General features: G+C 45.3%; 16 protein-coding genes. 12 read left to right on the top strand and 4 right to left on the bottom strand.

Annotated elements, in window-relative coordinates:
• The first annotated feature begins 49 nt into the window (after nucleotides 1-49).
• The 10 genes from B6A14_RS04915 to B6A14_RS04870 all read left to right on the top strand — a co-directional run bounded on the left by B6A14_RS04915 (nucleotide 50) and on the right by B6A14_RS04870 (nucleotide 9223).
• Entirely contained in the window at nucleotides 50-1285 is a 1236-nt protein-coding gene (locus B6A14_RS04915) for an MFS transporter (protein WP_087909356.1), read from the top strand.
• Nucleotides 1282-3708, top strand: coding sequence for a heavy metal translocating P-type ATPase (locus tag B6A14_RS04910; protein WP_087909355.1), 2427 nt, complete (start codon nucleotides 1282-1284; stop codon nucleotides 3706-3708). Before B6A14_RS04915 ends, B6A14_RS04910 begins: the two co-directional genes overlap by 4 nt.
• A gap of 9 nt (nucleotides 3709-3717) precedes the next feature.
• Nucleotides 3718-3897, top strand: a complete 180-nt coding sequence (gene ccoS, locus B6A14_RS04905) for a cbb3-type cytochrome oxidase assembly protein CcoS (RefSeq protein WP_087909354.1) — start codon at nucleotides 3718-3720, stop codon at nucleotides 3895-3897.
• Between the two features lie 166 nt (nucleotides 3898-4063).
• Nucleotides 4064-5506: a cytochrome-c oxidase, cbb3-type subunit I gene (gene ccoN / locus B6A14_RS04900; RefSeq protein ID WP_087909353.1), complete on the top strand. Its 1443-nt coding sequence runs from the start codon at nucleotides 4064-4066 to the stop codon at nucleotides 5504-5506.
• A gap of 10 nt (nucleotides 5507-5516) precedes the next feature.
• A complete protein-coding gene (gene ccoO, locus B6A14_RS04895; RefSeq protein ID WP_087909352.1) occupies nucleotides 5517-6164 on the top strand; it encodes a cytochrome-c oxidase, cbb3-type subunit II in 648 nt (215 codons plus the stop codon).
• 20 nt (nucleotides 6165-6184) lie between these two features.
• Nucleotides 6185-6352 carry a cbb3-type cytochrome oxidase subunit 3 gene (locus B6A14_RS04890; protein WP_087909351.1) on the top strand — a complete coding sequence of 56 codons (168 nt, stop codon included), beginning with the start codon at nucleotides 6185-6187 and terminating at the stop codon, nucleotides 6350-6352.
• Nucleotides 6349-7275, top strand: coding sequence for a cytochrome-c oxidase, cbb3-type subunit III (ccoP, locus tag B6A14_RS04885; RefSeq protein ID WP_087909350.1), 927 nt, complete (start codon nucleotides 6349-6351; stop codon nucleotides 7273-7275). The genes B6A14_RS04890 and ccoP overlap by 4 nt, the downstream gene beginning before the upstream one ends.
• A gap of 3 nt (nucleotides 7276-7278) precedes the next feature.
• A complete protein-coding gene (ccoG, locus tag B6A14_RS04880; protein ID WP_087909349.1) occupies nucleotides 7279-8736 on the top strand; it encodes a cytochrome c oxidase accessory protein CcoG in 1458 nt (485 codons plus the stop codon).
• 26 nt (nucleotides 8737-8762) lie between these two features.
• The gene (locus B6A14_RS04875) at nucleotides 8763-8966 is read left to right on the top strand and encodes a hypothetical protein (protein ID WP_087910278.1); all 204 of its coding nucleotides are present in this window, start codon (nucleotides 8763-8765) and stop codon (nucleotides 8964-8966) included.
• Nucleotides 8963-9223: a hypothetical protein gene (locus B6A14_RS04870; RefSeq protein ID WP_087909348.1), complete on the top strand. Its 261-nt coding sequence runs from the start codon at nucleotides 8963-8965 to the stop codon at nucleotides 9221-9223. Before B6A14_RS04875 ends, B6A14_RS04870 begins: the two co-directional genes overlap by 4 nt.
• Here the strand turns inward: B6A14_RS04870 and fnr are convergent.
• Nucleotides 9220-9987, bottom strand: a complete 768-nt coding sequence (fnr, locus tag B6A14_RS04865) for a fumarate/nitrate reduction transcriptional regulator Fnr (RefSeq protein WP_087909347.1) — start codon at nucleotides 9985-9987, stop codon at nucleotides 9220-9222. The genes B6A14_RS04870 and fnr overlap by 4 nt on opposite strands.
• 74 nt (nucleotides 9988-10061) lie before the next feature.
• Between fnr and B6A14_RS04860 the strand changes: the two genes are divergently transcribed.
• Nucleotides 10062-10781, top strand: a complete 720-nt coding sequence (locus B6A14_RS04860; RefSeq protein WP_087909346.1) for a sulfite exporter TauE/SafE family protein — start codon at nucleotides 10062-10064, stop codon at nucleotides 10779-10781.
• A gap of 9 nt (nucleotides 10782-10790) precedes the next feature.
• Here B6A14_RS04860 and B6A14_RS04855 read toward each other — a convergent pair whose 3' ends face one another.
• Together B6A14_RS04855 and B6A14_RS04850 are read right to left on the bottom strand one after the other, a co-directional pair.
• On the bottom strand, nucleotides 10791-12419 hold the full coding sequence (locus B6A14_RS04855; RefSeq protein ID WP_087909345.1) for a SulP family inorganic anion transporter: 1629 nt from the start codon (nucleotides 12417-12419) through the stop codon (nucleotides 10791-10793).
• A gap of 22 nt (nucleotides 12420-12441) precedes the next feature.
• Entirely contained in the window at nucleotides 12442-12843 is a 402-nt protein-coding gene (locus B6A14_RS04850) for a DUF2177 family protein (protein ID WP_087909344.1), read from the bottom strand.
• 89 nt (nucleotides 12844-12932) lie between these two features.
• Between B6A14_RS04850 and B6A14_RS04845 the strand changes: the two genes are divergently transcribed.
• Nucleotides 12933-13373: a universal stress protein gene (locus B6A14_RS04845; protein ID WP_087909343.1), complete on the top strand. Its 441-nt coding sequence runs from the start codon at nucleotides 12933-12935 to the stop codon at nucleotides 13371-13373.
• Nucleotides 13374-13433: 60 nt separating this feature from the next.
• Here the strand turns inward: B6A14_RS04845 and B6A14_RS04840 are convergent, their stop codons facing one another.
• On the bottom strand, nucleotides 13434-14852 hold the full coding sequence (locus B6A14_RS04840; RefSeq protein ID WP_087909342.1) for a M23 family metallopeptidase: 1419 nt from the start codon (nucleotides 14850-14852) through the stop codon (nucleotides 13434-13436).
• Nucleotides 14853-14860: the final 8 nt, after the last annotated feature.

Here is a 14860-nt window from a genome sequence, read left to right as displayed (position 1 = left end):
TCTTGGCTATCAGGGCGAGTAGAATGGTTCACGTTTTTACTGATACTTTATGCGCTTTCGATCGGTTGGTTACACCCCCCTCATGCTCATGGCACAAACCTGTGCTTTATTGGGCTTTGCATGCTACGCAGTAGTTCTCACTACTTTGCAAGAGGAGTGGCATTTAAGTAATTTGGAGTCTGGCTTAATTGCTAGCGCATTTTTCTTTGGGTATATGTTGGCGGTCCCTTTAGCGACGGCATTAACCGATCGAGTCGATGCGCGTAAGGTTTATTTAATCGGCGGCCTCTCTGCGACCTGCGGTCTTTTAGGTATGGGCCTATTGGCATTCAATTTTTGGACAGCATTATTTTTCATGGCGATCAATGGCGCTGGTCTTGCTGGAACTTATATGCCTGGCCTCAAAATTTTGTCAGACCGAATTCAGTCCGGTGAGCTTACGCGTCACATTGCCTTCTATACCGCATTCTTTGGGATTGGTACTGGATTTTCTTATTTATGTTCAGGTTGGATCTTAAGTGCGCTTGGGTGGAATTATGTCTTTGGCATCATTGCACTTGGACCGTTCACAGCATTTTTGATTGTGTTACTTTTGATTCCGCCGCTGCAACACGAGAAGTGGAAGGGATCAATCCAAATTCGCTTGCGTGACATCTTTCCGATCAACAAATGGAAATTAGTATTGCAAGATAAAAAAGCCTCAGGCTTTATTTTTGGTTATACCGCCCATTCTCTGGAGCTATTTGCATCCAGAAGTTGGCTCGTAGCCTTCTTTGTATTTTGTGCCGCAGTATCTGGAGAGTCATTTCTCTTGGCAGCTACAACTTTGGCAGGGGTCATTAATTTCTTTGGGGTGCCTGCCTCTATTCTTGGTAATGAGATTGCGCTTCGTATAGGGCGCCAAAAGTGGGTGTGTATTGTGATGCTCACTAGTGCAGTTTTAGGAATCGCACTAGCTTGCTCTACGGGCCAATCTTGGTGGCTGATTGTTACTTTTGCTATTGGACATGCCATTTTTATTATGGCTGATTCTGCAACCTTAACTGCGGGCTTAGTCATTAGCGCCAAAGAGGATATTAAAGGCGCTGCAATGGGTTTGCACTCTCTGATGGGCTTTGGTGGCGGTATGTTGGGCCCTGCAATTTTTGGTTTTGTATTGGATATTTCAGGTTCACGTTCATCACAAGCTGCATGGGTTTGGGCCTATGTCGCGGTGGTGATATGGGGCGTTCTATTTGTTATCTATGAGCGTCGTAATGGCTGGGTTACTAAAACGGCTCAATGACTAAGACAATTACTTGTTATCACTGCTCCAGCCCAATTTCGCCTAGCGAATTAATAGAATCAGACTTAGCTGGCGTACGCCATGCGTTTTGTTGCCCTGGTTGTATGGCGATCGCCCAAACCATTCATGGCGAAGGCTTAGAAGTTTTTTATACAAGGCGTGTGCAGTCCAGTGATAAACCTGCTGCATACCTTGCTCTTAATAAAATCCCAGAAAAACTGAAGCCCTATGATGACCCCTCTTTACTGGGGCGATTTACGAGGCCCTCTGGCGATATCGGCGATCTAGAGACAACACTGCGTTTGGAGAAAATTCGGTGTGCAGCATGTGTTTGGTTATGCGAGCAACATCTACGACGTATTGATGGTGTGAAAGATGTGCAGATTAATTACGTCACACAAAAAGTCATTGTGCGATTCTCACCAAGTAAAACAAGTCTTGCAAGATTACTTTTTGAGATCGAGCGTGTTGGTTATGAAGCCTGGCCTTTTGAACCGTCTTTAGTTTTAGACCGGGCAAAAAAAGAGCGACGGCAGTTGCTAACCCGTCTGGGTGTAGCAATGCTAGGCATGATGCAAGTCATGATGTATGCGTGGCCCACTTATGTTGGTGCGGATATTACGCCAGAGTTTGATTTGTTACTAGGTTGGACCAGTTGGGCTCTTACAGTGCCAGTAATGGTGTATTCCGCAGGACCTATCTTTCAGGCCGCATGGCGCAGTGTGCAGTCGTTTAGGCAAACTCATATGCTGGGTATGGATGTGCCCATTGCCATTGCTTTAGCTTTAGCGTTTACAGCCGGCACAATTAATTTAATCACGGGTTCGGGTCAGAGTTATTTTGATTCAATCACCATGTTTGTGGCATTTATTCTGGCTGCACGATATGTTGAGTTACTGGCAAGACAAGATGCACAAGGCGGTGCAGAAGCACTTGCAAAGCAATTGCCTGCAACTTGTGAGCGTGCAATCAATTTTCCAGCATCCCAAGAAATTGAGGTGGTGCCAGTGGTTAATTGCAAGTCTGGTGAGGTGCTGCGCGTATCGCCTGGGGAAGTGGTTCCCGCAGATGGCGTCTTAATTGAAAATCCCAGTGCACTAGATGAATCTTTACTCACCGGAGAATCTAAGCCGGTAGAGAAAAAGATTGGTGACCCTGTATATGCAGGAACGCACAACATTCTCAACCCTTTGTTTATGAGAATCGATGCCGTTGGGCAATCTACTCGCATTGCGGGCATTGCTTCATTGCTAGATCAAGCTCTATTAGCAAAGCCAGTTATGGTAAGTCTGGCTGAGAAGTGGGCGGCATACTTCGTTGCCTTCTTATTGCTGAGCGCATTTATCTCATCAGCAATTTGGCTGTATTTTGATCCTAGCCAAGCTTGGACTGTTTTAGTTTCTGTCTTGGTAGCCAGTTGCCCCTGCGCTCTATCGCTTGCTGTACCGACTGCTATGGCAGCAGCACAAGGTGCAGTGACGAAGCTGGGTTTACTGATTGTGCGTGCTCATGTTCTTGAGGGCTTGGTTAAGGCGACTGATCTTGTATTAGATAAGACTGGCACTGTAACAATGGGACAGCCCGAGTTACAAGAAATCATTCATTTGCGAGCCGGTTATTGTCGTGAAGATGCGCTTGCTCTAGCGGCGGCATTAGAGTCTGGTCAAAGACATCCGCTAGCCCTTTCTGTATTACTTGCAGCCCACTTGGAGGGCTTGGTATTGCCAAGTTTGAATGATCCAGTGATCAATCAATTGGGTAAGGGTTTAAGTTCAGGCCCATATCGCTTGGGTAGCGCAGCTTGGCTCGGGGTAGAGCAGAATGGAAGTGTGGGGCAGTATGGTCAAGTGCATTTAGTGGATGAGCAAGGACTGATTGCGAGCTTTATTTTCTTGGATACACCAAGACCAGGATTGGCGCAATTTCTGAAGACGGTTAAATCTCGAAACATTCATGTGCACTTAGTGTCTGGTGATGATCCAGCAACAGTTGCTTGGTGGGCACATCATGTAGGTATTGAAAATTATCAAGGTGCTTGTACCCCTGAAGATAAGTACGACTATATCGAGCGCTTACAAAAAGATCATCATTTTGTGTGGGCAGTTGGTGATGGCGTAAACGACGCACCATTATTGGCGCGCGCTGATATCTCAATTGCAGTTGGCGCTGGTGCTCCTTTGGCTGCAGCTGGTGCAGATGCCATTCTGACCGCCGTATCCTTAGAGCCTTTGGCAAAAACCTTGCGATTAGCCGATAAGACTCAAGCAATCATTAAACAAAATTTATTATGGGCACTAATCTATAACTTGCTTGCTATTCCGGCTGCGATGATGGGCTTAGTCAACCCATGGGTGGCCGGCATTGGAATGTCTTTATCTTCACTTGCGGTCACTTTAAACGCCTGGCGCTTACGAAAAGCTTAGACTATAGGGATGGAAAGCCTATTTCTTTTGATCCCTTTGTCCTTGGTTTTAGTGGGTCTCTTAGCATGGATTTTGCACTGGTCAATTAAGAGTGGCCAGTTTGATGATTTAGACGGTCCAGGCCAGTCCATTCTGATGGATGATGATGCTCCAGCATCCAATAAAGTTAGTGAAAACTCTCAAAAATAACTATATAGACGTTAATCTTTCTGAATTCTCCAGGCTGCTGATAGGTTAGCCGGTATTTTGCCCCACCCTTTTTGATATAGATCAAATCCCCTTGTAAACCTTGCTTTGATAATCAATCCAGTCTATTTGGATTATGTCGCTGTTTGGTCACAAAAAAGGAGAAACCATGGGACTTACCGTGGGGAGCAATCAAGATACCTTCAATTACAAGGTTGTCAGCCAGTTTGCCATTGTTACTGTGCTTTGGGGAATTGTTGGCATGCTCGTGGGGGTCATCCTCGCAGCTCAGCTGATCTGGCCAGAAATTACTTTTAATATTCCATGGCTTAGCTATGGCCGCCTACGTCCTTTACATACCAATGCAGTCATTTTTGCTTTTGGTGGCTCTGCCTTATTTGCAACGTCCTACTATATTGTTCAGCGTACTTGTCAGGTGCGACTATTCTGTGACAAGTTGGCAGCATTCACCTTTTGGGGTTGGCAAGCAGTCATTGTTGCTGCAGCCATCACTTTGCCATTAGGTATTACGACTTCTAAAGAGTACGCAGAACTTGAGTGGCCAATTGACTTATTAATTACTGTAGTTTGGGTTGCCTACGCAATCGTGTTCTTTGGTACGGTGCTAAAGCGTAAGACTAAACATATTTACGTTTCAAACTGGTTCTTCGGCGCATACATTTTGACGATTGCTGTTTTGCATATTGTTAACAATATGGAGATGCCAGCAAGCCTATTTAAGTCTTATTCAGCATATTCTGGTGCGCAAGATGCCATGATTCAGTGGTGGTATGGACACAATGCAGTGGGCTTTTTCTTGACCACGAGCTTTTTGGGCATGATGTATTACTTCATTCCAAAGCAAGCCGAGCGTCCAATCTACTCCTATCGTCTATCCATTGTTCACTTTTGGGCTTTGAACTTTACCTATATGTGGGCTGGCCCGCATCACTTACAGCACACCTCGTTACCTGATTGGACTCAGTCTTTGGGTATGGTGTTCTCACTGATTTTATTGGCTCCATCATGGGGTGGCATGATCAACGGGATCATGACTCTCTCAGGTGCTTGGTATAAATTGCGTCGCGACCCCATCTTGAAATTCTTGGTGGTGGCATTGTCCTTCTACGGCATGTCTACATTTGAAGGTTCGATGATGTCGATTAAGACTGTCAACAGCCTGTCTCACTATACAGACTGGACTATTGGCCACGTGCACTCTGGCGCTCTTGGCTGGGTTGCGATGATCACTATTGGATCCTTGTACTACTTGATTCCACGTTTAGTGGGCCAACGAGATATGTATAGCACTAAGTTAATCGAAGTGCATTTTTGGATTGCAACTATTGGCGTAGTGATTTATATCGCTGCAATGTGGATTGCAGGTGTGATGCAAGGTTTGATGTGGAGAGCATTCGAGCCAGACGGAACTTTGACTTATAGCTTTGTTGAATCCGTTAAAGCAACCTATCCCTTCTATGTCATTCGTTTGTTGGGCGGCTTGTGCTACTTAAGCGGCATGTTGCTCATGGCTTACAACGTATACAAGACAGTGGTTGGTAAGAAATTTATTGATGCTGCGATCCCACAAGCGTCTATAGCTGCTCATTAAGGATAAGAACATGTCAGAACAACGTCGATTTTTCTCCCACGATACGCTTGAGCGTAATGTTGGTTGGTTGATCATCGCTACTATCGCAGCAATCTCAGTTGCTGGTTTGGTACAGATCGTTCCTTTATTCTTTCAGCATTCCACTACTGAGCCAAGCCCTGGAATTGAGCCTTATTCAGCTTTGCGTTTAGCAGGTCGCGATATCTATCAGCGTGAAGGTTGCTTAGGTTGTCACTCACAACAGATTCGGACGCTACGTTCGGAGGTAGAGCGTTATGGCCCTTACTCATTAGCTGGCGAATCTGTATTTGATCACCCATTTTTATGGGGCAGTAAGCGTACTGGACCGGATTTAGCTCGTGTGGGCGGTCGCTATTCAGATGACTGGCATCGTATCCACTTGCGTAACCCACGCGATGTGGTGCCTGAGTCTAATATGCCCGCATATCCGTACTTGCAAAAGCCAGCTGCTGCCGACACGATTGCTTCGCATATGACTGCAATGCGTCGCTTAGGTGTTCCATACACCGATGAGCAGATTGCAAATGCATCTAAAGAGTTAGAAGGTAAAACTGAAGAAGATGCTTTGATTGCATATCTTCAAGGCCTTGGCGTCAATCGTAGATACATCATTGTTGACGAGGTAGTTGCTAAGTAATTCTTAGTAATGGAGAAAATATGCAAAATATCGCCCCCTATCTCTCAGCAATCTCTACCGTGCTTGGCTTGGTAGTTTTTTTAGGAATCATTTGGTGGGCTTGGTCTGCAAAAAGACAAGCTGCCAATCAAGAATCCGCCGAACTTCCGTTCGATCTTCCCGATGAATTTAGTAAGGATAAATCATGAGTGACTTTCTTGGTGCTGGTTGGAGTGCCTATATCGCCTTAGTAACACTGGTCGGTATTGTTTGGTGCGTCTGGTTATTATTTTCTCAACGTAAAGCCAAGGTTATTCATACAGCTGACGGTGCAGTGGCTGACACTGGTCACGTTTGGGATGATGATTTACGTGAGTTAAATAATCCATTACCACGTTGGTGGATGTGGATGTTCCTGCTCTCATGCATCTTTGCATTGGTTTATCTTGTGCTGTATCCAGGTTTAGGTTCTTATCCTGGTATTTTGGGTTACAGCACAGATGGCGCTCTGATGGAGTCAATGACGACAGCAAACGACGAACTGAAGCCTGTGTATGCAAAGTATATGAAGATGGATATCGAGCAAGTTGCTGCCGATCCTAAAGCACGTGAGATGGGTCAGCGCTTGTTTCTTAATTCTTGCGCACAATGTCACGGCTCAGACGCCGGTGGCTCAAAAGGCTTTCCTAATTTGACAGACCGTGATTGGTTATACGGCGGTTCACCAGAAAATATTAAAACCACGATTGTTAATGGACGTGGCGGTGTAATGCCTCCATTCCCACAATTGGATAGTAAGCAGATTGTGGAGGTAGCGAACTACGTTCGTAGCCTTTCTGGACTGCCAGCTGATGATCTTAAAGCGGCAAGTGGCGCAGATCTGTTCAAGTCAAATTGTGCAGCTTGTCATGGTGCTGATGGTAAGGGCAATATTGCCTTGGGTGCGCCAAACTTAACCGATAAGATATGGTTATATGGTGGTTCAGAGGCAACAATTGTTGAAACCATTACCAAAGGTCGCATGGCAATGATGCCTGCTCAGGATAAGGTGTTGAGCCCTGAGAAGATTCACTTGCTCACGGCATACGTTTGGGGTTTATCTAATAACAAGCAACCAGTAGACTCGAAGTAATCAGTGCCAAGTAATGCGCCGGGTGGAAAGCCTATTCCGATTGAAGTGATTGAGGAATCTCTTTATGAGGTCCGGCGCAAGATTTACCCACGCTCGGTAAGCGGACTCTTTGCACGTTGGCGCCTCATTCTGGTAATTGCCACGCAATTACTGTTTTACGGTTTGCCATGGCTGAGTTGGAATGATCGTCAAGCAGTTCTCTTTGATTTAATTCAGCGTAAGTTTTATATCTTTGGCCTGGTGCTCTGGCCGCAAGATGTGATCTACCTGACGCTCTTATTAATTCTGTCTGCATTGGCTTTATTCCTCTTCACTGCAGTGGCTGGTCGACTGTTCTGTGGTTATGCTTGCCCTCAAACGGTTTATACCGAGATCTTTATGTGGATCGAGCGTAAGGTTGAGGGCGATCGTTTTGCGCGCATTCGTTTAGATGGTGAAGAGTGGCCCTGGGGTTTCAGAAAATGGCGTCTGAAGATCACTAAACATTTTCTTTGGTTGCTCATCGCATTCTGGACAGGCTTTACCTTTATTGGCTATTTCACCCCCATTGAAACCTTAGGTTCCGCATTAATCCATTTATCTTTGGGTCCTTGGCAAACCTTCTGGCTGTGCTTTTATAGCTTTGCCACCTGGGGTAATGCAGGCTTTATGCGTGAGCAGGTCTGCAAATACATGTGCCCATACGCTCGCTTTCAAAGTGTGATGGTGGATAAAGATACTTTCCTGGTTACGTATGACAAAGTGCGTGGCGAGCCAAGAGGCAGTCGTAATAAATCCGCTGATCATGGCTCTATGGGCTTAGGTGATTGCGTTGACTGCAGCATCTGTGTACAAGTATGTCCAACCGGTATTGATATTCGTGATGGCATGCAATACATGTGTATTGGTTGCGGAGCATGTATTGACGCTTGTGATCAAGTAATGGAAAAAGTAGATTATCCAAAGGGGTTGATCCGCTATACGACTGAACGCGCGATTGAAGATCAAGCATCCAATCAGAGCGCAATCAAACATATCTTGCGCCCAAGAGTTTTGATTTATACCGCCTTTATTACTGTGCTTGCTTCTGCCTTCTTGATTTCATTGGTAACGCGCAATCCTTTGCGGGTCGATATCATGCGGGATCGTGGTGCCTTGGCTCGTGAAGTTGAAGGTGTGCGGATTGAGAATATTTACCGCATTCAGATCATGAATGCTTCCGAGCATCCGATGAAAGTGCAGATCAAGGCAGCGGGCTTAGATGATTTGCGGATTCTAAACTCTCAGGGTAAAGAAATTTCCGAGATTAATGTGGGCCCAGCGAGCAATCAGTTGCTCCCAGTAAAGGTTAGCAGCACAATAGGTCAAAATCTTTCAGGGAATTATCCGATTCATTTTGATGTAGTGGCGCAAGAGCTTGTAGGTGATAAGGCAATCACGAGAACTCGCGAAGAGAAGTCTACTTTTATTATTCCCCGTTAAACATAGAGGCAATGAAGAGGATGCATATGACAAAACAGCAAACTACAAAACCTTGGTGGAGGCAGTTATGGCCTTGGTTACTGATTAGCGGCCCAGCAGTAGCAATGGTTGGCTGCATTATTACTATTTGGCTAGCTCTTAATCTTCACGTTGATAAACCTTTACGCGAAGGTGTCGTGAAGCAGGGATTAAAAGTAGAGCAGCTTAAAGACGCGCAGGCAAACAAATGAAATACCGCTTGCTGATCTGGATCTTGTGGCCATCTTTCTTGGTGGCAGGCATGGCAGAGGGCCTGTTATTCACGGTGATTCATCCGCAAGACTTATTATTTTTTGGGCATCATCCCGATATATCGGATGAGGGCATCTACACCATTGGCTTTTTGATGATTTGGATCTTTTGCGCAGTCTCTAGTGCTTTAGCTGCCTATATCCTGCCTGGTATTGAGGCGCCGGACACTAAAGGTGTCGATCGTGGCTTGCTTTAAACCTGTTTCAGGGGCACTTCAGTGTGGCAGTCATGCCTATCAGGATTCGGAATACCAGCCAATTCGTATAAGCCGTTCATATCAATGAGTTTAATGTGACGTTGTTTAATCTGAATCAAGCCGGACTCTGCAAAGCGCGAGAGCATCCGACTGACAGTTTCAATTTGAATACCAAGATAGCTGCCAATCTCTACGCGACTCATGCGCAGATCGAATTCATTATTGAGGTAACCGCGGGCTGCTAAACGTTGTGAGAGACTGAGTAAGAATGCTGCCAATCTTTCTTCGGCTCGCATCGTACCCAGGGAAAGTAAATGACGTTGATCTTGAGTCAGCTCGCGACTCAAGATCTTATGAAACTGATTTTGTAGCGCTGGAAGCTGACGGGCTAAATCTTCAAAGGCATCATAGCGAATAATGCAAACTGCACTTTCTTCTAATGCAATCGCATCTGATTGATAGTGACCTTCGCCGATGCCATCAAGACCCAGGATTTCACCAGGAAGATGAAAGCCAATGACTTGTTGACGGCCATCTTGCAGGCAGTATTCTGTTTTGAGTGTACCAAAGCGAACGCTATAGACTGAGCTTAAGGGGTCACCATGGCGGTAGAGGCTTTCACCTTTTTGGAGGTGGACACGCTCTTTGATTAAGTTATCCACCCTAGAAACATCGCTGCTGCTAAGTCCAACGGGAAGGCAAAACTGACCCAGCACGCAGACCGAGCATTTGCTGGTTGGGGAGTCAGTAGGTTTGTAATTCATCTTGGAGCTAATTATCAAGCAGTTTATTCTATTAATATGAAAATCAGCACTTTCACCTATTCTTTCTTGTGTCGATGCTAACCAGCAGCCTTCTTTTGGCAGTCTTCCTGGGGGCCTTAGTTAGTGGCTGGCATTGTGCTTTGATGTGTGGAGGTATCGCAGCTGCCATTGAGCGACCAATCGCCTCAGAGAGCCTTTTAAGGTCAAAATCTGAGCTTTTTTACCTGCAGTTAGTCATGCATCTAGGACGGGTAACAACGTACGTCATTTTGGGGGCGATTGCTGCGTGGGTAGGGGTGGTGGTTTGGCAACAAAACATCATTCCCATTCAACGTCCCTTATTTGCTTTCACCTCTCTCATTCTGATCTGGATGGGTTTTCGTCTCTTACGTTTAGGAAAGTCGGAGGGACTTCTGGGTGGTAAGTGGTTGAGCGCCAAAATTGCAGGCTATTGGGCTAAATATTTAGGGCAAATAGCGAGTGGACCTTCACGCTGGTTTAGCGGCATGCTTTGGGGTTTGGTCCCCTGTGGTTTGGTCTACAGTGTTTTGCCACTGGCATTTCTTTCTGGTGATGTGATAACGGGCGCAGCATTGATGCTTGCATTTGGTTTGGGGACGCTACCCAACTTATTGTTGATTTCTAAATTCTCTGCAGCCTTAACGCAATTCGGCCAATATATCTGGGTGCGCTATTTCGCTGCTACATTGCTATTTACAGCTGGCGGATTTGGTTTATTCCGCGCTTGGACTTTGCCGGAAGCTTTATTAAAAGGCGGTTTCTGTGTTTCTTGAGGAGAGCGCTTAAGAATGTGAGGCCGCTTCTACTCCGGAAATCAGATCAGGGTAGAGGGATCCCTGTGGCAGTTTCTCAATAAAGCCACTGCGCTGTGCCATTTCATAGGGTTGATGATCAAGACCGCAAATGATGAAGCGGATATTACGTACTTTACAAAGATGCGCTAATTCAGAGATTGCATCTATGCCTGAGGTATCAACATAGATCACATTTTTGAGGTCAAGTAGTAGGGTTTGAGATGGTAAGTTTTCCTCGATCTTCTCTAAGAGTTTAACTGCCCCAAAGAAGATGGCTCCATAAATACGGTAGGCATCAATGCGGCCTCGCTGATTTTCTAGTGCAGGAAAATGATTTGCTTCAGCGATTTCACAGCGAGATAGGCTGGAGATTCTATAAATAAAAGTGATGAATGCAGACAATAAACCAACTTGAACTGCGACCGTCAGGTCCATCACTACTGTTAATAGAAAAACACTCAAGATGGTAATGCGATAAGGTAAACGGAACTGCTTGAGCTCAATGAATTTTTTCCACTCACCCATATTCCAAGCAACATACATCAAGATTGCAGCAAGACCTGCCAAAGGAATATCTTTTGCAAGGGGCGCTGCAAATAGAACAATGATGAGTAAGGTGAGTGCGTGCACAATACCGGCAATCGGGGTGCTAGCGCCACTTTCAACATTAGTTACAGTTCTTGCAATGGTGCCGGTTGCAGGCATTCCACCAAAGAAAGGAGTCACCACATTAGCGACCCCTTGTGCCATTAGTTCTTGATTGGAATTATGGCGATCATGAATCAAGCTATCAGCAATACGAGCGCAGAGCAGAGACTCAATTGCACCAAGTAAAGCGAGAGTGAGCGCTGGAGCGAGCATAAATTGAGCGTTATCCCAGCTAATTGGGATCCACTCAAAATGGGGTAGTCCAGAAGGAATACCGCCAAAGCGACTGCCAATCGTATCTATCGGTAAGTCCCACAGCGTAGTGACGACTGTTGCCGCTACCATCGCAATGACAGTACCGGGAATGTGACTTAAATACCCAAAATGTTTATGAAATAGTTTCCAGAAAATTATGACTGCAAGGCTGCCGCAGGCGACTGTAAGCGCAATTGGGTTGAAGGTGCTAGCTGCTTGATAAAGTGCTTGTAGGGCCGGAAAAAATTGCGCTGGCATCTTATCAATGCTGAGTCCAAAGAAATCCTTGAGTTGTGATAAGCCAATCAAAAAAGCAATGCCATTGGTAAAACCAATAATGACGGCAATGGGGATAAAGCGCACCAGCGTTCCCAAGCGGAATGCACCCATCAAAATCAAAAATACGCCTGACATTGCTGTGGCTAGTAGCAAATTGGAGACGCCATAGCGCTCAACAATACCGTACACAATCACAATGAAGGCGCCTGCTGGACCGCCAATTTGAACGCGACTGCCACCTAGAAGAGAGATCAGTCCACCAGCAATAATGGCAGTAAAAATACCAGCTTCTGGTTTGAGTCCACTGGCGATAGCAAATGCCATTGCTAAAGGTAGCGCCACAACCCCCACAGTGATTCCCGCCAATACATCTTTGGCAAACAGCGTTTTGCTATAGCCAGTAAAAGATGTCAGGATCTTGGGTTGAATGAACATGTTGATGTTCGCTAAGCGTTATTTAAGAAAAGCGGTTGCCAATCCAGTATGCAATCCCAGCAGATAACGCAGTAACGAAGCTTCCCCAGGCGATGTCAATGAATGCAAGCCGTGTTGGAAAGTCTCTAATGACGGCAAGATTAGTCAGATCGTAGGTCATATAACAAAACAGACCAAATAAAGCGCCAAATTGCAATGCATACATCAATGACTGTTTTGAAAGGGCTGGTAGGATGACAAAAATAGTCGCACCTAATGCATAGAGTAGATAGAAGGCCAGCCCTGCAATGAGTTTAGGTTCGGTAGCCATCAAATCGCCCATTTCATCTCGATAGAGGCTTTTAGCAATCCCCAGGAGCCAAATGAGATCGATGGCAAGCATCGTGAATAAAAATGAACCGTAAATAGCAAAATACTTGAGCAATTCAGTTATCCTTTCAAGCTGTTAAGGCTTAATAATAAGCATTATGATGGAAAGTGTAGATTAGTAGTTCAATTTAAAGGGAGTCAATTATGTTTAAGCATTTATTGGTGCCGGTCGATGGCTCGGATGTCAGCAAAAAGTCTTTGAAAAAGGTGGCTGAGCTTGCAAAAGCCGATGGCGCTGCAGTGACCTTAGTTTATGTATCTGACCCTTTACCTCCGATGGTGTACTCCGATAGCACTATGGGTTATGGAATTACCCAAAAAGATCATCAGAAGGTATGTGAGGCTTATGCAAAAGATGTGTTCAAAAAAGCTACTACCGCGCTTGGTGCAAGCATCAAAGCAAAGGCACTCCATATCTCCAATACCAATTTATCTGAAGGTATTTTAGATGGCGCTAAAAAAGCAAAAGCCGACGTCATCGTGATGGCTTCGCATAAGCGCACAGGTATCAAAGGTATTTTGCTTGGCAGTGAAACACATGAAGTGATTGTGCACTCTAAGTTGCCGGTATTAGTTCTTGGCTGATGAAGTCACGTAAGCAACGTTAAAGCAATAGGGTCCATGTGGACCCTTTTTTACTGGTGATCAGTTATGTTTGATGGGGCTTCCCAGCAACAGAATTTCTCTTGTTAATTGACCACTCTCATTGTCACGCATAGACCATAAATCTAACTGAGTCTTCGATGCGTACGGATCAACATATACACCATTTTTCCTGAGTTCAAAATGAAGATGTGGACCAGTAGATCTTCCAGTAGATCCAACATAACCAATTTCTAAACCACGACGCACTTCATTGCCAACTTGAAGTTCAACGTTGTAGTTGCTTAAATGAGCATAGTAAGTGTGATAGTTACCAGGATGCTCCACGATAATTAAATTTCCAAAAGCGCCGCTATAGCCCAGATGGACAACTTTGCCATTAGCTACACTGAAGATAGGCGTCCCGGTTGGAGCCGCATAATCAATGCCCATATGGGTGCGATAGCGTTGCTTGGGTGGTGCCGTTTGTGCCGCTGTAGCACTACTACTTGGCCGCTTGCTTGAGGCGCGAACACTACCAACACCTCTTGAGATACGACGATAGCTCAGTGGGTTGGTCCAAAAAGATCGCTCTAACGATTCGCCACTACCAGTAAAAAATCCGCCGGGGATGTCATTACGATCGACCCAGTAGGCGCTTGCAAATACTTCTTTATTTTCAGGATCAATAATCTCGGTTGCCCAGATTTGCGCCCATCGCTCGCGGTCACCAAAATCAACAATTAAACGTACCACGCTATTGGTATTTTCTAGCGAACTATTGTCTTCGGGATAGATCTGTTTAATCAGAGAATTCAATTCCCAAACCAATTCGACTGGCAGAATGTCTCCAACTTTACGTGGATCATATAAAACATCGCGCAATGGAAGTTGTATCTCAGTGAGATGCTTTGATTCATTCTTGAGGTAGTCCTGTTGGACCAAGAACCCACCAAAAGCAGATGGCGTGAATGTCCATACTTCTGTTTTATTGTCTTGAATAGGGCCATTCATAATACTGAGAGAGTCAAAACGATTGCGACTACCGAATGCGGCAGCATAAGGAATGCAGTCCCCGCGCATCCGATCAAAGAATGTCTTCGTTTGGTTTTTGAAAAACTCTGAAAATGCTTGGTTGTCGATGCCGATGCTGGAGGGCAAATTATCTTCATTAAAATTACGTCTCAGACAGCCCTGAATGACTCGATAGTCAAGGTTACTAGCACTATCAAGATCTATCTCATTCGGATCTTTGCGCTGAAACAGGGCAGGATTCAGACTATTGGTTTTTGAAGATCCTCTCGCGGCACTATCTTTAAAGCCAACGGGTTTTGTATTTTGGATAATTACCTTTTTATTGCTTTGGTTTGATTGCGCCCAAACTGAAGATATAACCCCAGGCAGAATGCTTAGGCAGATATACCCAATCAGAATGAGTGCTCCTCTCGATAGGAGTGAGCTGCAAGTTGCTTTTTTGTTCACCCCGTAAT

Origin of the sequence: Polynucleobacter hirudinilacicola (genome assembly GCF_002192535.1) — a bacterium.
In the GTDB taxonomy this organism is placed as follows: domain Bacteria; phylum Pseudomonadota; class Gammaproteobacteria; order Burkholderiales; family Burkholderiaceae; genus Polynucleobacter; species Polynucleobacter hirudinilacicola.
This window is presented reverse-complemented; position numbering and strand designations above follow the sequence as displayed.